Here is a 22,971-nt window from a genome sequence, read left to right as displayed (position 1 = left end):
TCACTCCGCCGGTTCCGGAACGGTAGGCTGCACGATCGTGGATGCCGTCGCTGGCGCGAGCAAGCCGCAGATCTCATCGAGCAGGCCAGCGTGCTTCAGGATCGTGAAATGGTTGTCGCCTGCAACACCGCGATCGATCGCCTTCGGCAGTTGCAATTGCAGCCGATCGCGCTGCGCCAGGCGCGTCGACGTCCACCAGCAGAGCGGAGTAGCTTCGAGGCCCTGCGTCAGCGTCGCCTCCTGCGCCAGCCGGTTGAGATGCCGTCCGACCGCGAAGGCGGCGGACACGTCTTCCGGGCCGAGCCGCGCCTCGTCTGCTCTCACGCTCTCGCCTTGCTCCATGACGGCCGCGACCACGTCACGAATGCACTCCGGCATCTCCGGCAGGCCAGCGCGCTTCGCAGCCTCGACAGGTGCGTTGATGCAAGAGGCCGCAGTGCTCGGAAGAACGGCTGAGAGCAATCCGGCGAGATCATCGGCCCAGTGGGAGATCGCCTCCTGCCGGTTCAGACCGTCCGGCTGCCGCGGCACGAAGCTGTCGACCAGCGCAAGACGATCGACACGCTCACCGCCGCGTTCGAGCTCGGCCGCGACGAGACTGGCCAGCAGCCCTCCCAGGGACCAGCCGACCAGGTAATAGGGGCCGCGCGGCTGTATTCGCCTGATCTCGGCTGCATAGTCCACGGCCATGGCTTCGAGTGAGCTGTCGGTCCACGTCGGATCGACCAGCATTCTCGATTGCAACCCGATCACCTGGCGCCGCCCTTCGAGGCGGCGCGCCAGCGGACCATAGTCGAAGACCGTGCCGAAACCGCCATGTACAGAGAATACCGGGTTCACGCCGCGAACCGCGGCATTCAGCGGCAGCAGCGCCGATGGCGCGGGCGCGACGGCCGGCGCCGCGGTGGCGCTGCCGGCGAGCAAGGCGCGGATCGTCGGCTTCTGGAGCAGATCACGCAACTTGATCTCGATCCCGAACGCCTTGTCCTGACGCACCCGCGCCACGACCTTCAGGCACAGAATCGAATTGCCGCCGAGCTCGAAGAAATTGTCGGTGACGCCGACCTGCGGCACGTCCAGGATGTCGGACCACAGGCGCGCCATCGCGATCTCTGCCGGGCCTTGCGGGGGAACGAAACTCCGCAGCGACGCGTCGGGCGCCGGCAATGCACGCCGATCGACCTTGCCGCTCGACAATGTCGGCAACCGCTCGAGCACCATGATCCGCGCCGGCACCATATAGGCCGGCAGGATCTGTTTCAGGAAACTGGTCAAGCGCTCGACCAGCGCCTCGGCCGCGCCGGCCGCTGCGTCGCCTGCCACCTTCGGAGCGACATAGGCAATGAGCTGATTTCCGGCTGCGCTCGGCACTGCCACCACGGCCGCCTGTGCGATCGCCTCATGACGGAGCAGCGAGGTCTGGATTTCCCCCAGCTCGATGCGGAAGCCGTTGACCTTGACCTGGTCATCGCTGCGGCCGAGATATTCGACGGTGCCGTCCAGGCGCCAGCGCGCCAGATCGCCGGTGCGGTACAGCCGCGATCCCGGCACCGACGAGAACGGGTCAGGCACGAACCGCTCCGCGGTCATGCCAGCCTTACCGTGATAACCCCGCGCCAGCCCGAAGCCGCCGAGATAGAGCTCGCCGGCTACACCGGCGGGAATGACGTCGAGCGCGGCATCGAGGATGTAGGCGCGGCGATCTCCGACCGGCACGCCGATCGGCGCATAGGGCGTGTCGCATTCGCCTGCCCCGTCGACTTTCCAGACCAAAGGCGTGACCACGGTTTCGGTCGGACCGTAACCATTGATCAGGATGCGCGGCTTGAGAACGCGCCTGACCTTGTCGAAGCCGGCCTTCGGCATCGCCTCGCCACCGAAGGAGTAGAGCTTGACCGGCGGCGGGTTGCCGTTCTGCTCGACGCAATCGGCGACCTGCTGGAGATAGGCCGGCGGCAATCCGATATGGCTGACGCGATGGGCGTGCAGCTTTTCGACCGTCTGCTCCGGCGTCCACAATTCGGCATCACGCATCAACAGCCGCGCGCCACGCGACAGAACCGTGAGCCAGCGCTCATGGGCGCCGTCGAAGGCCAGCGACAGGAAATGCAGCTCGCAGGAGCTTTCCTCGATCTCGTAGAGGCTTCCGGTGACGTGACAGTGCATCGCCAGCGGCCCATGGGCAACGGCCACGCCCTTTGGTGTGCCCGTCGAGCCCGAGGTGTAGATCAGGTACGCAAGATTTTCGGGATGCAGTTCAGGTTGCGGCGGATGGTCAGGCCCAGTGTCGAAATCGAACGAGCACAGTGAGATGGATTCGACACCATCCGGGCTGCCCTCGATTTCGAGCCGTCCCGTCAGCAGGAACGCGATCGCGGCATCGCGCATGACGAAAGCGTGCCGCTCGGACGGCAGTTCGGGATCGAGCGGAACGTAGGCCCCGCCTGCCTTGAGGACGGCCAGCAGCGCAATCATCGTGACTGCGGTTCGCTCGACCACCACGCCGACGCGTTGCTCGGGTTTGAGCCCGCAGGCGATCAGGTGGTGAGCGAGACGATTGGCTTTGCTCTCGAGCTCTCCGAACGAGAGCACCGAGCTGCCGATGGTCAGCGCCGTCCGCTCCGGATGACGCTGCGCATGATTGCTAATCGTCTGATGCACCGGCGGCAGCGGGGCGCTTGGCATCGCGTGCCCATTGCAGCGATCCGCAAGAGCGGCGTCGCGCTCCGTGACGGGATCGATGCTGCCGAGCGGAACCGTGGCATCCCGCGTCAGCGCCACCAGCAAATGCTCGAACTGCGCCTTGATCTGCGCCGCCTGTGCTGCGGTGAAATAGCTCGGCATATAGGTGTATTCGACTTGCAGCGTGTCTTCGACCAGCACCGACAGGTCCATCGGATAGTTCGTCACGTCGACATTCTTCAGGCCGCTGAACTGCAACGCGGCGGCACCGCGGTGCATGCTGCGTTCCATCGGATAATTTTCGAACACGATGATGCTGTCGAACATGGTCTGACCGGCGCGGCCGGCCCAGCCCTGGATGTCATAGAGCGGCGTGTGCTCGTAGTCCCGGATCGCTGAATTGCGGTCCTGCAGCGCGCGCAACCATTCTCCGATCGGGCTTTCGGTCGGAAGCGTTTCGATCACGGGCAGCGTGTTGATGAAGAGCCCGAGCATCTGCTGCGATCCGCCGAGACCGGCCGGACGACCGGCCACCGTCACGCCGAACGTCACGGTGTTCTGGCCCGTATAGCGCTGCAGCAGCAACGACCACACGCCCTGGATGATGGTGTTCAACGTGATCCGTTCGCGGCGCGCGAATGCCTTCAGCTCCGCGGTCGCGGCCTCTCCGAGACGCGTGTAATAGCGTTCGTGGCCGGACGCCTGATGGCGGCGCGCGCCAAAGGCATCGGCGAGCTGCGTCGGCTGATCGAATCTCCTGAGCTGCTCGCGCCAGAAGGCCTCGGCGGCCTTGGCATCCTGCGTCAGCAGCCAAGCGATGTAGTCGCGGTAGCGCGTCGCATTCGCAGCGGGCGTGCCGCCGTAATAGCACTCCAGGACTTCTCCGACCAACCTCGCCGAACTCCAACCGTCCATCAGGATGTGATGATAGGTCCAGATCAGCCGATACAGGTCGTCCTGGAGCCGCAGAAGCCGCACCCGCTGGAGCGGCGGCGTTTGGAGATCGAACTCGGCGGCGCGCTCATCGGCAAGGGCGGACGCAATCCGTTCGTCGTCGATCGTCTGCCCGCGCCAGTCGTCCTGCGCGAACGGCAACATGGCGTCGCGATAGACCACTTGCAGCGGAGAGCCGGAGAGTTCGCGCCACAGAAAGCCGGTCCGAAGCATCTGATGACGCGCGCTCACCTCGCGCCACGCTCTGCCGAGGCGTTCGGGATCGAGGCCCCGGACTTCGACACTGACCTGGTTGACGTAGACGCCGCTGCCGGCATCGCGCAGGCTGTGAAACAGCATGCCTTGCTGCATCGGCGATAGCGGATAGACGTCCTCGATGCGGCTCCAGTCCAGACCAAGGCGTTCGAGCTGTTCGCTCGACAGCCCCGCTAGCGAGGCGCGCTCCGATGCCGGGACGCCGTTGATAAGGCCGACATCGCGCGAGGACGCAATCAGCGCCTCGATGGTCTGATGCCGGAACACATCGCGTGGCTCGATGAGCACGCCTTCGCGCCGCGCGCGGCTCACCATTTGCAGCGAGATGATGGAGTCACCCCCGAGCTCGAAGAAATTGTCGGTGACACCGATATTGGCCTGGCGCAGCAGATCGGCCCAGATCGCAGCCAGCGCCGCCTCTGTTGGCGTGCGCGGCGCAACGTGCTCGACCGAGGCTGCGAGCTGATCCGGCGCCGGCAGCGCCTTGCGGTCGATCTTGCCGTTCGGCGTCAGCGGCAGACGCTCCAGCACCACGATCCGCGCCGGGACCATGTAGTCCGGCAGCGCCGAGGACAGCGCTACCTTGAGTGCCGCCCCATCCAGCGCTTCGCCGCTGACATAGCCGACCAGTTGGCGGCCGGCCCCGGCCTCGCGCGCCACCACCACCGCCGCGCGGACGCCTTGCTGTGCCTGCAGCCGCGCCTCGATCTCGCCGAGCTCGATGCGAAAACCGCGGATCTTGACCTGGTGGTCGGCACGGCCGACATAGTCGAGCACGCCTTCGAACCGCCACCGCACCACGTCACCGGTGCGATACAGCCGCGCGCCCGGTGGGCCGAAGGGGTCAGGGATGAAGCGCTCCGCCGTCAGGCCGCCGCGCCGCCAATAGCCGCGTGCCAGCCCCGCGCCCCCGATATAGAGCTCACCGGCGACACCGACCGGCGCGAGGTTGAGGTCACCGTCGAGGAAATAGAGCGTGGTGTTGCCGATCGGGCCGCCGAGCAGCGGACGATCGTCCATCGCATCGAGCCGATGGCGCGCCGACCACACCGTGGTCTCGGTCGGGCCGTACAGGTTCCAGACCTCGCCGGCCTGCGCCACCAGCCGCCGCGCCAAGTCCGGCGGCAGCGCCTCGCCGCCGCACAGCACCCGGCAACTCGCCGGCAGCGAACGGCCTTCATGATCAAGCAGCATGCGCCAAGTCGATGGCGTGGCCTGAATAAGTGACACGCCATGCCGCTTCACCATCGCCTTGAGCCGCGCAGGATCATGCGCGGCCGCACGATCCGCGAGCACCACGCAGGCGCCAATCGTCAGCGGCAGCCATAGCTCTAGCACCGCGATGTCAAAGGACAGCGAGGTCAGCCCGAGCACGCGGTCGGCGGCGGTCATGCCGGGCTGCTCCGCCATGGTCGCCAGGAAATTGGTCACGGCGTCGTGGCGGACCATCACGCCCTTAGGCAGGCCGGTCGAGCCCGAGGTGTAGATCACATAGGCGAGGCTCTCGCCGTGAACGGCGACATCGAGATTGCCGGCCTCGCCGCTTTCGGCGTCCGGTTCGTCGAGCAGCCAGGCCTCGGCCCCAGTCTCCGCCAGCACACCTGCGAACTGATCGTGCAATCTCTCTTGCGTCAGGACCAGCGCCGCGCCGCTGTCGCGCAGCATGTGCGTCAGCCGCTCCGGCGGGTAATCCGGATCGAGCGGCAGGTAGGCTCCGCCGGCCTTCAACACGGCCAAGAGCGCGACCAGCATCTCGACGCCGCGGTCGAGCGCCAGCCCGACCACGACGTCGGTCCGAACGCCGTGATCACGCAATCGCCGCGCCAGCCGGTTGGCACGTGCATTCAGCGCGGCATAACTCAGCTCTACCTCGCCGAACACCAGCGCGATCGCTTCGGGTGACTTCCGGACCTGCGCCTCGAACTGTGCGACGATTCCCTTGCGCGGCTCATCCCTGCGCGTGTCGTTCGCCCGTGCAAGCAGGACGTCATCGGCGGGATCGCGGGCCGCGATCATGCCGACCGGTCGATCGGCATCGATGCAGAGTGATTCGATCAGCCGCGCAAAGATTCGCTGCAGCCGCGCGACCTGCGCCTCGTCGAAGTGCCTGCGCTGATAGTTGAAGACGAGGCGCAGGCGCTCATCGACGCCGATGCTGGCGAACAAGGGATAATTGCTGGTCTCGACGATCCGGGTTTCGCCAACCTGGATCTGCCGGTTTTGTCCGATCAGCGCGCGGTCGACGGGATAATTCTCGAACACCAGGATGCTGTCGAACAGCGGCCGTCCGGGGCGCCCTGCCAGCCGCTGGATCTCATAGAGCGGCGTCGCGCCGAACTCGCGCAAGGCCAGATTACGGTCCTGCAGCTCGCGCAGCCATGCGCCGACGGTCTGCTGTGGGCTGACACCATCGATGACCGGCAACGTATTGATGAAAAGGCCGACCATCTCTTCGGCGCCGGGGAGCTCAGGCGGCCTGCCTGCCACGGTGACACCGAAGCAAACCGTTCCCTGCCCGGTATGCTGTCGCAGCAACTGCGCCCATGCCGCCTGCACCAGCGTGTTCATCGTGATCCGCTCACGCGCCGCGAATTCCTGCAACCGTGCTGTCAGGTCAGGGCTCAGCTCGAGCGCGAGCATGCCGTGGCCGGACGTTTCTGCGCCCGCACGTTCGGCCAGGCTGTCTGCCAGGAAACTCGGCTCGTCCAGTTCTGCCGTTGCATTGCGCCAGAACGCTGCCGATGCGTCGCCATCGCGCCCCTTCAGCCATGCGATGTAATCGCGATAGCCGTGCCGCAATGCCGGCAGGCGACCCTCGCCGTTATGCTGCATCACCTCGGCGATCAGCCGCGCCGAGCTCCATCCGTCGAGCAGGATGTGATGGTGTGTCCAGATCAGCCAATGCCTGTTGTCGCCGAGCCGGATCAGCCGGATCCGCTGCAAGGGCGGTCGCGACAGGTCGAACCCGGTGGCCTGCTCCTGCCGCGAGACATCGACCAGCGCTGCCTCCAGTTGCGTCTGGTCCCACGTTGCACTCCGCGCCCGCCAGTCGTCCTCGACAAAGGGGACTTCAGCGCGCCGGTAGACGACCTGTTGCGGCGCGCCCGACAGGTCACGCCAGACGAATCCGGTCCGCAGCACCGCATGCCGATCGCTGGCCGCCTGCCAGGCACGGCGCAGCTTTCCGGCGTCCAGGCCGCGGACTTCCGCCGCGACCTGATTGACGTAGAGCCCGTTCTCGCCGTCATGCATCGCATGGAACAACATGCCCTGCTGCATCGGCGACAAAGGATAGATGTCCTCGATCTCGCGCCAATCGAGCCCAAGCCGGTCGAGCTCGGCCTGGCCCAGCCCGGACAACGCGACATCCGATGGCGTCAGGCCGCAGGCGCCGCCAGTGCAGTGTTCGACCAGCTCTCGCAACGCAGCCTCGTACAACGCGGCCAGTCGCTCGACCGTCTCGCGTCGATAGCGCTTGCGTCCAAAGCCGAACGACAAACGCAACCGGCCATCGCGCACCGTGCCGTTCACGCTCAGCCAGCGTCGTAGCGCGCTCGATGCATCACGCGACGGGCCGGCGCTTTCCGCTGCCATCGTGAACAGCGCCGCCTCGTCACTGCCGTCGATCTGGCCAAGATAATTCAAGGCGATCTTCGGCTCACTGACAGCCGACAGCGCCACGCGCTGCTCATCTGAGCCAAGGTGCCGCAAGACGCCATAACCCAGTCCGCGGCCGGGAATGCCGCGAAGCTCTTCCTTCACGCTCTTGATCAAGAGTGAGGGCTCTTGCGATCCGCCGGCCAGCCGGACGGGAAAGGCCGTCGTGAACCAACCGACCGTGCGCGAGACGTCGAGATCGCCGTCGAGGAGCTCGCGGCCATGCCCCTCCAGCTCGACGAGAACGTCGTCCTGCCCGCTCCATTGCCAGATGGCACGTGCAAGCCCGGCAAGAAGGAGATCATTGATCCGGGTGCGATAAGCCGACGGCGCCTCCGTCAGCAGGCGCTGCGTCCATTCGCCCCCGAACGACAGCATAACCTCATCAGCATCTGCCATGCGATCGACGCCAGCATGATCGTCATCGCAGGGAATGTCCGCGTTCGCGCCGCGACCGGTCCAGTAAGGCAGTTCCGCCGCCAGTTCAGGGGACGTTGCGTAGGTCCGCAGGCGCTGTCCCCACAATGCGTAAGCGTGTGTCTTGGGCGGAAGCGCGACCGCTACGTCGGCCTTCGCCAGCTGCGTGTACGCCGCGGCGATGTCCTCCAGCAGAATGCGCCATGACACGCCGTCGACCACCAGATGGTGGATCACGATCAGAAAGCGCTGACTGCCATCGGCGACATCGATACCGACCGCCCGCAACAGCAACCCGCTGGAGATCGACAAGCTTGCCTGCGCCGACGATGCCAGTGCCGTCACAGCGTCGCGGCCAACCGCCTGCCGGACCCAGAGCAGCTCCTCCGCGGACGGAGCATCGCCGTGCTCGGCATGCCAGCTCCCCTGCCTCCCCTCGAAGCGCAGGCGCAGCGCGTCATGATGATCGACCACGGTAGCGAGCGCACGCCGCATCACGTCCCAGTCGAGGCGCTCTCTCGGCTGCAACAGCACCGCCTGGTTCCAATGGTTCCGGTTTTCCATGTCTTCCGCAAAGAAGCGGGATTGAATCGGAAGTATCGGATGCGGGCCGGTGACCTGCCTTTGATCGGCGGGCGTCCCCGTGCGCTGTTCGGTCCGCGCCGCGAGCGCCAAGGCTTCCAGCGTCTGATGCTGAAACACGTCGCGCGGCTCGATCAAGTATCCGGCGCGCCGGGCGCGGCTCACCATCTGGAGCGAGATGATGGAATCGCCGCCGAGCTCGAAGAAATTGTCGGTGATGCCGACGACGGGACGGCCGAGCAGTTCGGCCCAGATCGCCGCAAAGGCCATCTCGACCGGCGTGCGTGGTGCCTGTTGCTCCGTATGTCCATGGGCCATGTCGGGCGCCGGCAGCGCGTGACGATCTACCTTGCCGCTCGGCATCAAGGGCAACCGCTCCAGCACCACGATTCTCGGTGGCACCATATAGTCGGGCAACACGGCCGACAGCGCGGTCCGCAAGCCTGCCTCTTCCAATCCTTCGGTACCGCTGACATAGCCAAGGAGCTGACGGCTTGCGCCGACGTCGCGCGCCACCGCGACAGCGGAGCGAACGCTGGGCTGCTCGAGCAGCCGTGCCTCGATCTCGCCGAGCTCGATGCGGAAGCCACGGATCTTGATCTGATGGTCCGCGCGCCCGACATAGTCGATCGCGCCATCGGCGCGCCAGCGCGCCAGATCTCCCGATCGATAGAGCCGCTCGCCCTCCCCGCCGAAGGGATCGGGAATGAAATGCTCCGCCGTCACCGTTTCGCGCTGCCAATAGCCCCGCGCCAGACCCGCCCCGCCGATGAACAGCTCACCGGTTACGCCCGCCGGAACCATGTTCAGATCGCTATCGAGGATGCGAATCGTGACGCCGGGAATGGGCCGTCCGATCGGCACGCGCGCCGCACCCTCGTCACGACAGGTCCAATAGGTCGCGTTGATGAGGGCTTCGGTTGGACCGTAGCGATTGTCGAACCGGACATCAGGAAACGCCGCGAGCACGCGCGCCATCAGGTCGAGCGACAGCGCCTCGCCGCCGGCAAACAGACGCTTGAGCGAGGTACAGCGGGTCGCGCCAGGCTCGGTCACGAAATGCTCGAGCATCTGAGGCACGAAGTGCAGCGTCGTCACGTCATGGGCGACAACGGCGTCCACCAGAAGCCGCGGCTCGCGATGCGCGCCGGGAGCTGCGATCGCAAGCCGCGCGCCGGTTGCGAGCGGCCATAAGATTTCCCAGACCGAGACGTCGAAGCTGAACGGCGTCTTGTGCAGCAGGGTCTCGCCGGCATCGAGACCATACTCCCCCTGCATCCAGCCGAGCCGTGCCGCCAGCGCGCGATGCGAGCAGGCTACGCCCTTGGGCACGCCGGTCGATCCCGACGTGTACATCACATAGGCGAGGCTGTCCGGATGAAGCGCCGTATCCAGATTGCCGGCAGGCTCATCGAGGTGAGCCTCGCCGTCGATGGTCCAGGCCTCGGCGCCCGCGTCCGCGATCACCGGTGCCAGATGCGGAAGCAGTCGGTCCTGAGTGAGCACAAGCGCCGCTCCGCTATCGCGCAGCATGTGAAGCAGGCGATCGGACGGATAGTCGGGATCGAGCGGCAAATAGGCGCCGCCGGCCTTCAGCACGGCCAGGACCCCGACGATCAGCTCGATGCTGCGCTCGAGCGCCAAGCCGACCAGCCGGTCGCGACCGATTCCATGCTCCCGTAACCGCGAGGCCAGGTAATTGGCACGCGTGTTTAGTTCGCCATAACTGATCTGTTGTTCGCCGAAAACCAACGCGATCGCCGATGGCGTCGCCGCCGCCCGCGCTTCGATCTGCGCGACGATGCTATCGCCGAACTTCGGGGCCCGCTCGGCGCTACCGCTCCAGCCGAACACTTTCTGCTTCTCGTCGGCATCGAGGCTGTCGAGCGCACCAAGCGGCCGCGACGCGTCTGCCACGACCCTGGCCAGCAGCCGCGACAGCGAGGCCTGCAGATATCTGATCTGGTCGTCATCGAAGCGGCTGCGGTCGTAGCGAAAGCCCAGATTGATGCCGTCGGACTTGGCGAACACCGCCACCGTCAGCGCATAGTTGGTGATCGAGACCTGCTCGACCCGGCCAAACCGGCGCCCGCTTTCGCTCTCGCCCCGCAGTGCCTCATCGATCGGATAGTTCTCGAACACGAGAATATTGTCGAACAGTGCGCGTCCCGAGCGGCCGGCAAGGCGCTGGATGTCATAGAGCGGCATCCAGCCGTGATCGCGCAGGTCCGTGTTGCGCGCCTGGAGGTCGCGCAGCCACGCGCCCACTTCAGTCTGTGGGCTCGGCTGATCGACGACGGGGAGCGTGTTGATGAAGAGGCCGACCATCTCCTCGGACCCGCTGATCTCCGCCGGCCGTCCCGAGACCGTCGCACCGAAACAGACCGCGCGCTGGCCGGTGTGACGGCGCAACAGCTGCGCCCAGGCGCCTTGCACCAGCGTGTTCAGCGTGACGCGCTCGCGCCGCGCAAAGGCTTGCAGGTCTGCCGTCAGGTCGGCCGTGAGCAGCAGATCCAGCGAGCCGTGGCCGGGTGCCCCTTTGGTTGCCGGCCCTCCCAGCGTGTCCGCGAGAAAGCTGGGCTCATCCAATTCGGCCAAGGCCGATCGCCAGAACGAGGCCGACGCCTCGGGGTCCTGTCTTTGCAGCCACGCGATGTAGTCGCGATAACGGCCCCTCACCGCCGGCAGTCGCTCACCGCGTTCGTGCTGCAGGATCTCCGCCATCAGACGCGCGGCACTCCAGCCGTCGAGCAGGATATGGTGGTGCGTCCAAATCAGCCAGTGGCGTGCCTCGTCGAGCCGGATCAGCCGAACCCGTTGCAATGGCGCTTGCGACAGATCGAATGCCCTGGCACGCTCGGCTTGCGCGACGCCTGCCAGCGCGGTCCGGAACTCCTCGTCGTCCATGGTGGCCGCCCGCGTGCGCCAGTCCTCTTCCTCGAATGGCAAGCGCGCAGAGCGATAGACCACCTGCTGCGCCGCTCCTGACAGGTCGCGCCACGCAAATCCGGTTCGCAGCACGGCGTGCCGCGTGCTGACCTCATGCCAAGCCGCGCGCAGCCTTCCGGCATCGAGGCCGCGAACCTCCAGACCGATCTGGTTGACGTAATTTCCACTCTCGCCGTCACGCAAAGCGTGGAACAGCATGCCCTGCTGCATCGGCGACAGTGGATAGATATCCTCGATCTCACGGCAATCAGTCGTGCCGACCAGCGCGTCGAGATCAGCCTGCTTCAGATTCGACAAGGCGAAGTCCGACGGCGTCACGCCGCGGGCGCCGCCCGTGCAATGCGCGACGAGCTCGCGCAGAGCTGCAGCATAATGCTCCGCGAGACGTTCGATCGTTGCGCGCCGGTAACGCCTGCGGCCATAGCTGAACGACAGGCGCAATTGTCCTTCACCGACTTGGCCGTTGATGCTGACCCAGCGGCCGAGCGGCGCGCTGTCGCTGCGCATCGGCCCTGCGCTTTCGGGCGCGAGGCGGAACGGCGCGCTCTCACCCATGCTGGAATCGAACTGGCCGAGATAGTTGAAGACGATGCGCGGTTCAGGACGTGCCGCCAGCGCGCTGCGCTGCGCCTCGGTGCCGAGATGACGCAGAACGCCGTAACCCAGCCCGCGGTTCGGAACGGCCCGAAGCTCCTCCTTGACGGCTTTGATCAGCGCAGCATCGTCACCGGAGCCGCCCGGCAGCCGCACCGGAAAGGCCGTGGTGAACCAGCCAATGGTGCGGGATATGTCCGCGCCGTCGAAGACGTCCTCGCGGCCATGGCCTTCGAGCTCGACGATGACATCCTCGATCCCGCTCCAGCGCGATACCGCTCGCGCGAGCGCCGCCAGCAGGAGATCATTGACCTGGGTGCGATAGGCGGACGGGGCTTCCTTCAGCAGCCGAGCCGTCAACGCCGCGTCGAATACCAGCAGGACTTCCTCGCCGTCGGCAACCCGGTCGACCCCGCCATGATCATCGTCGCAGGGAAACGCGGCCTGCGCTCCTCGCTCCAGCCAATAATCGAACTCGGCTGCCAGCTCGTCGGTCCTAGCATAGGCCTGCAATCGCGCGCCCCAGGATGCATAGGACTCGCTCCTGGCCAGCGCGACCGACGCCGCCCCCTTGCCGAGCTGATCGTACGCCATCGCAAGATCATCGAGCAGAACGCGCCATGACACGCCGTCAATGACGAGATGATGCACCACGACCAGAAGGCGCTGGCTGCCATCCGCGAGGTCCATGCCGACCACGCGCAGCAACGGCCCGGCCAGCGACAGGCTGGCCTGGGCCGACGAGGCGACCCCCGTGACCTCAGTGGCACCGCCAACGTTCCTGCGACTCTCAAACAGCTCCGATATCGCCGGCGACGAGCCATAGGTTGCGCGCCAGTCACCATCAATCGCCTCGAACCGCAGGCGCAAGGCCGCGTGATGCGCGATGAGAACAGCGACCGAGCGTTCGACCAGTTTCCAGTCGAGCCGCGACTTTGGCGTCAGCAGGACGGCTTGGTTCCAGTGATGACGGTCACCAGCGTCCTCACCGAAGAACCGCAACTGGATCGGCAGCAGCGGATGCTCGCGGCCATCGATATCGGGCTCAGGTGCGAGGTCGCCCACCCTGGCCTCACTCCGCGCCACGCGCGCCAGATCCTGCAACGTCTGATGGCGGAAGACGTCGCGCGGCTCGATCAGCAGGCCCGCCTGGCGCGCACGGCCGACCAATTGCAGGGAGATGATGGAATCGCCGCCGCGCTCGAAGAAGTTGTCCTCGACACCGATGACGGGCTGGCCGAGCAGCTCGGCCCAGATCGCGGCGAGCACCGTCTCGGCTGCCGAGCGCGGGGCGACGTGCGCGCCAGCGGCGGTGGGCATCTCTGGTGCCGGCAGGGCATCGCGGTCGACCTTGCCGTGCGCGGTGAGCGGTAGCTGCTCCAACCGCACGATGCGGGCCGGCACCATGTAATCAGGCAGCTCGTCCGAGAGCGCCGCGCGCATCGCCGCTTCCTCGAACGGCCCATCGCCGGCTACATAGCCGACCAACTGACGGCTGACGCCGGCTTCGCGGGCGATGACCACGGCCGACTGCACGCCGGCCTGCCGCATCAGCCATGCCTCGATCTCGCCGAGCTCAATCCGGAAGCCGCGGATCTTCACCTGGTGATCGGAGCGGCCGGCATATTCGATCACGCCATCGGCGCGCCACCGCGCCAGATCGCCGGTGCGATAGAGCCGCGCGCCGGACGTGCCGAACGGATCGGGGACGAAACGTTCAGCCGTCAGTTCGGCACGCCGCCAATAACCCCGCGCCAGCCCCTCGCCGCCAATGAACAGCTCGCCGGTCACGCCGACCGGAACGACGTTGAGATCATTGTCCAGGATGTAGGCCGAGCGGCGGCCCACGGGTCGACCGATCGGGGCATAGTTGCCCTCGATCTCCTCGCCGGCATCGACCTTCCAGACCAGCGGCGTCACCACGGTTTCAGTCGGCCCGTAGCCGTTGATCAAGGTGCGCGGCTTGAGCGCACGCTTGACCTTGTCGAAGCCGGCCTTGGGCATTGCCTCGCCGCCGAACGAGTACAGCTCGACGGGCGGCGGGTCGCCGCGCCACACCGCGAAGTCGGCGAGCTGTTGCAGGTAGGCAGGCGGAAAACCGGCGTTGGTGACGCGCTGTCGTCGCAGAACCTCGATTGTCTGCTCGGCCGACCACAGATCAGCATCGCGCATCACGAGCGCTGCGCCGCAGGTCAGCGCGGTCCAGAGCCGCTCATGGGCGCCGTCGAAGGTGAAGGACAGGAAGTGCAGCTCGCGCGAATGCCGGTCCATGTCGTAGAGCCCGGCCGTCACCTCGCAATGCATCGCGAACGGACCGTGCTCGACTGCGACACCCTTGGGGATGCCCGTCGAGCCGGAGGTGTAGATCACATAGGCAAGGCTGGTTGGCGCCACCGCGATCTCCGGATCGCTCTCGCTCTCCTTGGCGAGATCGATCGCGCCGAGCGGAACGACCTCGACGCCAGCCGGCGCCGGCATCAGCGCCGAGCCATCGGCGTCAACCAACACGACACGCGCGCCGGCATCCCGGAGAGTGACGACCTGTCGCCTCGCCGGATGTTCGGGATCGAGCGGCAGATAGGCTGCGCCCGTCTTCAGAATCGCGAGCAGAGCTACGACGAGATGCGGCGAACGCCGTGCCGACACGCCAACGAGGTCGGAGTGCCCAACACCCAGGCGCATCAGATGGTGCGCGAGGCGATTGGCCTGGCGGTTGAGCTGGTCATAGGTGATTTCGTCGTTGCCGAAGATCAGCGCCGGCGCATCGGGCGTTTCGGCCGCCAGCCGTGCAACCGTTCGGTGCACCGGCGCGAACGATGAGGCTGTCGTTTCGCTGGCACGATTCCATTGACGCAGCCGCTCCAGCTCCCGTTCCGAGAGCAGCGCGACATCGGCGATCGACTGCGCGTCGTCGGCAACCATCACCTTCAGGATCGTGATCCAGTGCGCGGCAAGACGCTCGATGGTCGCCGCCTCGAACAGCGCCGTCGCATAGGTGAAGATGGCGCGGATTTCGCCGGACGGCCCCTCGTCGGTATCGAGCGCGAGGTCGAACTTGACTGTCTCGACCTCTGGATCGATCGTCTCGATCTGGAGACCGGTCCGATCGGGCGGATTGCTGGAGGTGCGACGACGCTGGTGATTGTAGAGCACCTGGAAGAGCGGATTCTGGCTCAGGCTGCGCGTAGGCTGCAGGATCTCGAGCAGTCGTTCGAACGGAAGATCCTGGTTCTCCTGTGCCTCCATCGTGGCGGAATGAACCGCCGCAATGAAATCCGCGATCGCAGCGCGGCCATCGATCTGCGTGCGCAGCACCTGAGTGTTGACGAACAGACCGATCACGCCGCGCGTTTCGTCGCGGTGCCTGTTGGCGACGGGCACGCCGATGTTGATGTCGGATTGGCCCGTGTAACGATAGAGCAGCAGCTTGAAGCTCGCCAGCATGACGGCGAAAAGCGTCGTGCGGTGGCGCCGCGCCAGAGCACGCAAGCCATACGCCAGCGCCGGATCGAGCGGAATGCGGCACGCCGATCCCGCGAGGTCCGGGACCGCCGGCCGCGCCCGATCGATCGGCAGTTGGAGCACCGCCGGATCGGCGAGACGCTTGGTCCAGTAATCGACCTGCCGCTCGCCATCGACCGCGCTCATCCAGAGCCGCTGCCAATCGGCGTAGTCGGTATAGTCGATCTCCGGCTCTGGGAAGGTCGGTGCCTCACCACAGGCAAACGCTGCGTAGAGCTTCCAGAATTCGTCGACCAGCACGTCCATGGACCAGCCGTCGGTGACGATATGGTGCAGGCTGACGACGAGAACATGATCGCTTTCGTTCAGCGTCAGCAACGCCGCGCGCATGAGCGGGCCGGCTTCGAGATCGAACGGCAGCGACGCTTCCTGCCGCGCCAGCAAATGCGCCTGCCCTTCGCGATCATCGCCGTCGAGGATCAGGTGGCGAAGTGCTGCCGGCTGCGGGGCCTGGACGACTTGTTCTGCCTGTTCTCCTTCTTGCCGAAAGACAGTGCGAAGCGCGCTGTGGCGGACGAGGAGTGCATCGAAGGCCTGCTGCAATGCGCGTGGCTGCAGCTGGCCGCGCACGCGCACCGTCGCCGAGATGTTGTAGGCGGCACTGCTCGGATCCATCCGCCACAGGAACCAGAGGCGCGACTGTGCAAAGGACAACGGTGCCCGCTTCCGCTCCTGGCGCACGATCGGCAGCATAGCGAGATTGACGCCCTTGGCCGCGAGCTGCGACAGGAATGCGTGCTGCTTGCCCGCATCGAGGCGCATCAGGCGCCGTGAAATGTCGCGCAGCTGCTGCTTTTGCGTGGTTGCCGTGTCACTCATCGGACAGTTCGACTTCCTTCAACATGTCGAGCATTGCGGCGATGTCGCCGCTGCGCTTGGTCTCACTCTCGAAGCGCAACGCAGCCGCCATGGTCTCAACGGTCGTCATTTCAAACAGACGGTTGAGCGGCAGGTCGTGGCCGAGATCGCGCTTGATGCGGCTGACGAGCTGGACGGCGATCAGAGAATCACCGCCGAGTTCGAAGAAATTGTCGGTGACGCCGATGTCCGGCTGGCGCAGCAGATCGGCCCAGATCGCAGCCAGCGCCGCCTCTGTTGGCGTGCGCGGCGCGATGTGCTCGACGGAGGCTGCGAGCTGATCCGGCGCCGGCAGTGCCTTGCGGTCGATCTTGCCGTTCGGCGTCAGCGGCAGGCGCTCCAGCACCATGATCCGCGCCGGGACCATGTAGTCGGGCAGCGCCGAGGACAGTGCCGCCTTGAGCGCGGCCCCATCCAAGGCCTCGCCGCTGACATAGCCGACCAGTTGGCGGCCGGCCCCGGCCTCGCGCGCCACCACCACCGCCGCGCGGACGCCATCCTGTGCTTGCAGCCGCGCCTCAATCTCGCCGAGCTCGATGCGGAAGCCGCGGATCTTCACCTGGTAGTCGGCGCGGCCGACATAGTCGAGCACGCCGTCGGACCGCCACCGCGCCACGTCGCCGGTGCGATACAGCCGCGCGCCCGGTGGGCCGAAGGGATCAGGGATGAAGCGCTCCGCCGTCAGGCCGCCGCGCCGCCAATAGCCGCGTGCCAGCCCCGCGCCCCCGATATAGAGCTCACCGGCGACACCGACCGGCGCGAGGTTGAGGTCACCGTCGAGGACATAGAGCGTGGTGTTGCCGATCGGGCCGCCGAGCAGCGGACGATCGTCGATCGCATCGAGCCGATGGTGCGCCGACCACACCGTGGTCTCGGTCGGGCCGTACAGGTTCCAGACTTCGCCGGCTTGCACCACCAGCCGTCGCGCCAGATCCGGCGGCAGCGCCTCGCCGCCGCACAGCACCCGGCAGGTAGATGGCAGCGACGGGCCGTCAAGATCTAGCAGCATCCGCCACGTCGATGGCGTCGCCTGGATCAGCGACACGCCGTGCCGCTGCACGATGGCCTTGAGCTTGGCAGGATCATGCGCGGCCGCACGATCGGCCAGCACCACGCAGGCGCCGATCGTCAGCGGCAGCCATAGCTCCAGCACCGCGATGTCGAAGGACAGCGAGGTCAGCCCGAGCACGCGGTCGCTCGCTGTCATGCCGGGCTGCTCCGCCATGGTCGCCAGGAAATTGGTCACGGCGTCGTGGCGGACCATCACGCCCTTGGGCAGACCTGTGGAGCCCGAGGTGTAGATCACATAGGCGAGGCTCTCGCCGTGAACGACGACATCGAGATTGCCGGCATCGCCGCTTTCGGCGTCCGGTTCGTCGAGCAGCCAGGCCTCTGCTCCAGTCTCCGCCAGCACACCTGCGAACTGATCGTGCAATCTCTCTTGCGTCAGCACCAGCGCCGCGCCGCTGTCGCGCAGCATGTGCGTCAGCCGCTCCGGCGGGTAATCCGGATCGAGCGGCAGGTAGGCCCCGCCGGCCTTCAGCACAGCCAGCAGCGCCACCAGCATCTCAACGCCGCGGTCGAGCGCCAGCCCGACCACGACATCGGTCCCGACGCCGTGATCGCGCAATCGCCGCGCCAGCCGGTTGGCCCGCACGCTCAGCGCGGCATAACTCAGCTCAACCTCGCCGAACACCAGCGCGATCGCTTCGGGTGACTTCCGGACCTGCGCCTCGAACTGCGCGACGAACGACTCTCTCGGAAAATTCGCCTGCGTCAGATTCCACGCCTCCAGCAAAAGCTGGCGCTCCTCGCGCGGCAGAATGTCGAGCTGCCGGACCGGCGCGCGCGGCCCATGCTCCAGCATCTCGACTAATCGATCGAGCGCCTGCTGCATCAAGGCGCAGATGTGATCGGCCGAGAATGGACGGACGATCTGAGCGGTCAGGCCAAGCGCCTGACCATAATCCTCGACGGCCAGCATCAGCGGATAATTGGTGCGCTCCGCACCGCCGAGCCATTCGATTCCGGAGTGCTCCCTGCCGGTCGCCAAATCAGCCGGAATCGCATTGTGTCGATAGTTCAGGATCGCGCTGAACAGCGGCGCGGGTGCAGCGACGCCGCTGCATCGCTGCGCAAGCGCCAGCGAGGCGTGCTCGTGCGCCATCAGTTCGGTCAGCCGACCGTGCGCATCACGAACACTGTCTTCGACCGCGGTGTCATCGAGATCGAGCCGCAGCGGCAAAGTGTTGATGAACAGGCCCATGGTGCGATCGCCGCCGGCGCCGGCCTGCATGCGACCGAACAGAACGGTCCCGAACACGACGCGCGCGCGGCCGCTGGTTCGCGCCACCACCTGCCCCCAAGCGAGATGGCAAAGGCTGGCGAGGCTGACGCCCAGTCGTCTCGCCTGCGCACGAAGCCTTGCGTTCAAGCCTTCCGGCAGCATCCGCCGGGCTTCCACGACGCCACCGCCGTCACCGTGCACCTGATCCAGCCCAAACGGCGTGGTCGGCTCATTGATGTCGGCGAGCATGCCGCGGAAGAAGCGCTCGTGATCGGCGGTGGCAGTCGATCCGCGCGCCCGCGCCACCAGATTCCGGAACGGATATGACGGCGGCAAGTCGTAACTTCGTCCGGACAAAATCTTCCCAACCTCGTCGTGCATCACCTCCAGCGTGGAGTGGTCGCCGATCAAGTGATGCAACAGGACCAGGAGCAGCCAGCGCCCTCCCTTGGCATCGGCAGCGATTGCGAATCGCAGCAGCGGCGCCCGGCCGAGATCGATCCGATGGAAACGCGGATCGAATCGTCGCGCCAACTGCTCATCCGCCGGGCCTTCGCCGTCCAGCACGATCTCGCTGACAACCAACGGCGCCTGCCGCCAAACCACTTGTGCCGGTGTGGACAGGCCGTTCCACACAATGGACGTTCGCAGAATGTCGTGGCGGTCGACCACCTGCCGCACCGCATCGATATAGCGATCGAGCAGGCCGCGGCTGGCAAATGCCATCTGGCCTACCAATAGATACGGATCGCCCTCCTGCGACAGCAGATGGTGAAACAGGATACCATCCTGAAGCGGTGACAGGCCGTAGATATCCTGGATGTTGGCGAAGCCGCCGGGTACGCCGGCTACGATGCTGTCGATGTCGGATTGCGTCAACGTGATCAGCGGCAACAAGTCCGGTGTGATCGCTGCCGTCTGCCGGGTAATTCGGTTGGCCGGAACGTCGACTTGTGGGCCACCATCGAGGCTGGCGGCAAAGTCCGCCAGCACCGGCTTGGCGAACAGGGTGCGTGCGTCTGTTCTCAATCCATGCCGCTGCAACCGCTCTAGCATCCGGACGGCGAGCAGGGAATGGCCGCCGAGCTCGAAGAAGTGGTCGCTGCGGCCGATCCGATCGACGCCGAGGAGCTCCGCCCAGACATTCGCGACGATCTGCTCCGCCTCGCCTCGCGGCGGTTCGAAACGGCGCCGCGCAAATGCATCGTCTTCCGGCACCGGTAGAGCCTTGCGGTCGACCTTTCCATTCGGCGTGAGCGGGAGTGCATCGAGGCGCACGAAGGCTGACGGCACCATGTAGTCCGGCAGGCATGCACGCAAATGATCGCGCAGCGCGCCCGCAAATTCTCCGCTATCGCGCCTTACGCTGCCCCCAGCGGCCACATAGGCGACCAGCCGAGCATCGCCGGCATGATCGCGCTGCGCCAGCACAACAGAATCGGCCACGTCGGCGTGCTCGTTGAGCCGAAACTCGATCTCGCCGAGCTCGATGCGGAAACCGCGGATCTTGACCTGGTGATCATTGCGGCCGAGAAACACGATATTGCCATCCGGCAGATAGCGGCCGAGATCGCCGGTGCGATACATGCGGGCGTCCGCATCGCCGCAGAAGGGATCGCGCACGAAGCGCTCTGCCGTCAGATCGGCGCGATTGAGATAGCCGCGCGCGACTCCGGCCCCGCCGATGTAGATTTCACCCACCGCGCCGAGCGGAACGGGCGCACCGAACCGGTCCAGAAGATGAATCCGCACATTCGGCAGCGGTCGACCGATCGGAGCAGCGTCGCCATCAAAGCCCGGGGGCCGCAACCAGCTCGTGGCGCAGACGGTTGCCTCCGTCGGACCGTAGCCGTTGAAGACGGCGACGGCGGGAGGCAATCCCATGACCAGCTCGGCCCTGGGCAATTCGCCGGCAAGAACCAGGACCCGCAGCGAGGCAAGCCGACCGAGATCAGTCCGCCCGTGCAGCATCGCCGGCGGCAAGGTCGCATGCGTGATCGCGTTGTCCGCGAGGAAGTCGAGCAATGCCGATGCATCCTGATGCTCGCGCGGGCCGGTCAGAAACAGCGCGGCGCCCGAGCACAGCGCCATGACGATTTCCCAGATGCTGGCATCGAAGCTGAACGAGGCAAACTGCACCACACGGCTGCTCGAATTGACCTCGAACAGGGCCCGCTGCGCCAGCGCCAGATTCACCAGGCCACGGTGCTCGACCATCGCCCCCTTCGGCCGGCCGGTCGAGCCCGACGTGTAGATGATGTAAGCGAGGCTTCGCGAGGTCAGTCCGTTGACGCGGTCGATCGAATCCGACGTCGCTTGCCCTACGTCCGCGTCGGGATCGACGAGCTCGCAGGCTCCATCGCGAACTATTGCGCGTCCCGTGTCGTCGGCGATCAGCAGCCGCGGCTTGGCGTCCTCAATAATCTGACGCAGCCGCTCCGCCGGATAGGCGGGATCGAGCGGCAGATAAGCACCGCCCGCTTTCAGCACGGCCAAAAGGCTCACGACCATCGCGATGCCGCGCGGCAGACAGATCGCAACGGGCTGGTCCGGCACGACACCCAAGGCGATCAAACGCCGCGCAAGCCTGTCCGCTCTGGCATCGAGTTCGCCATAGCTCAGACGCACTTCCTCGTGAGCAAGCGCGACGGCATCCGGCGCCCTTCTCACCTGCTCCGCAAATAATTCGTGAATGCAGGTTTCGGAAGGAAACGGTACCGCCGTCTCGTTCCATGTTTCGAGAACGCGCCTGCGCTCCTCGGCACCGACGATATCGATCCGATCGACCACCTGGTCCGCATCGGCAACCATGGCCCGCAACGCGGTCAACAGATAGTCCCGGTAGCGCGCGATCGTCGCCTCGTCGAATAGCGACGTCGCATAATTCAGGGAGCCGACGATACGCCCGTCCATCTCGCCGAGGTTAAGCTCCAGATCGAACTTGACCTGTTGCAGCGGAACATCGGCGACCTCGACCTTGAGGCCGGGCAGCTCGAGGGCCGCCGACTCATTGCTTTGCCAGGCAAACACCACTTGGAAGATCGGCGTCTGCTCCAGACCCCGCAGCGGTCGAACGATTTCGACGACCTGCTCGAATGGCAGATCATGATGATCCTGCGCTGCGAGTGTCGCCACGCGGACGCGGCGGAGCAGCTCGGTGACGCTGGGCTCCGCCGAGAGATCGACGCGGACAGCCAGCATGTTAATGAAGAATCCGATCAGGCCCTCGATCTCCGGCCTGTTTCGGTTCGCCGTCGGCGTCCCGATCACGACATCCGTCTGCCCGGAGAGCCTCGATAGCACCGCCGCCCAAGCCGCCAGCACTGTCATGAAAACGCTGGCACCATGCGACTGGCTCAGTCGCCGGATGCCGGATGTGAGCTCCGCATCGATCTCTACGGGCAAGGACGCGCCGGCGAGCGACCTGACCGGCGGCCGCCGCCGGTCCGTCGGCAATTCGAGCACGGCGGGGGTGTCCGCCAGCGCCTCTCGCCAATAGTCGACCTGCCGCTGCGATCGCTCGCCAGACAGCCATTGTCGCTGCCAAGCGGCATAGTCCGGATACTGGATTGCCAATGGCGGCAGCGGATCATCCTTGCCGGCGGCAAAGGCCAGATAGAGAGCACCGAGCTCGCGCATGAGCACGCCGATCGACCAGCCGTCGGACACGATGTGATGCTGAGTGAGCAGGAAGAAATAGTCATGCTCCGCCGTTCGGATCAGGCGGCCGCGGATCAACGGTCCTGCGGCAAGATCGAACGGCGTCACGGCCTCCTCGCGACAGAGCCTCGTTTGCTCCTGCTCGCGATCATCCCGGCCGCGCAGATCATGGTCGAGCAGCGGGACGCGTTCATCGGGGGGCAACAGCGTTACGCGCGGCTGTTCGTCCACCACGCGAAACACGCTGCGCAGCGCTTCGTGACGCGCGAACACACGGTCGATGCTCCGACGCAACGCTTCGACATCGAGCTCGCCCGAAAATCGCAATGCGCCACGTATGTGATAGCTGGAGTTGGCGCCATCGAGCTGCGTCAGCAGCCAGAGTCGCTGCTGCGCAAAGGACATCTCCAATGTTCCGTCCCGCGCCAGCACCGGAATGGCGCTAGCCTCACTCCTGTCGGCATTCCGGCCGCGATCCCTGGCCAGCGCGACGAGCTTTCTCATCTGCTGGGCATCAAGATCTCGCAAGCTCGGCTTTGCCATGTCAGCCATGC

2 protein-coding genes are annotated in these 22,971 nt (G+C 66.0%); both read right to left on the bottom strand.

Annotated features, from left to right (window positions below; translation table 11 throughout):
* Complete coding sequence (locus BCCGELA001_RS15020; RefSeq protein ID WP_060735671.1) at window positions 1-16,431, bottom strand: non-ribosomal peptide synthetase; 16,431 nt, start codon at window positions 16,429-16,431, stop codon at window positions 1-3.
* The gene (locus tag BCCGELA001_RS15015; protein ID WP_060735670.1) at window positions 16,424-22,969 is read right to left on the bottom strand and encodes a non-ribosomal peptide synthetase; all 6,546 of its coding nucleotides are present in this window, start codon (window positions 22,967-22,969) and stop codon (window positions 16,424-16,426) included. Before BCCGELA001_RS15015 ends, BCCGELA001_RS15020 begins: the two co-directional genes overlap by 8 nt.
* Between the last annotated feature and the right edge of the window lie 2 nt (window positions 22,970-22,971).

The organism is Bradyrhizobium sp. CCGE-LA001, assembly GCF_000296215.2.
Lineage (GTDB): Bacteria > Pseudomonadota > Alphaproteobacteria > Rhizobiales > Xanthobacteraceae > Bradyrhizobium.
This window is presented reverse-complemented; position numbering and strand designations above follow the sequence as displayed.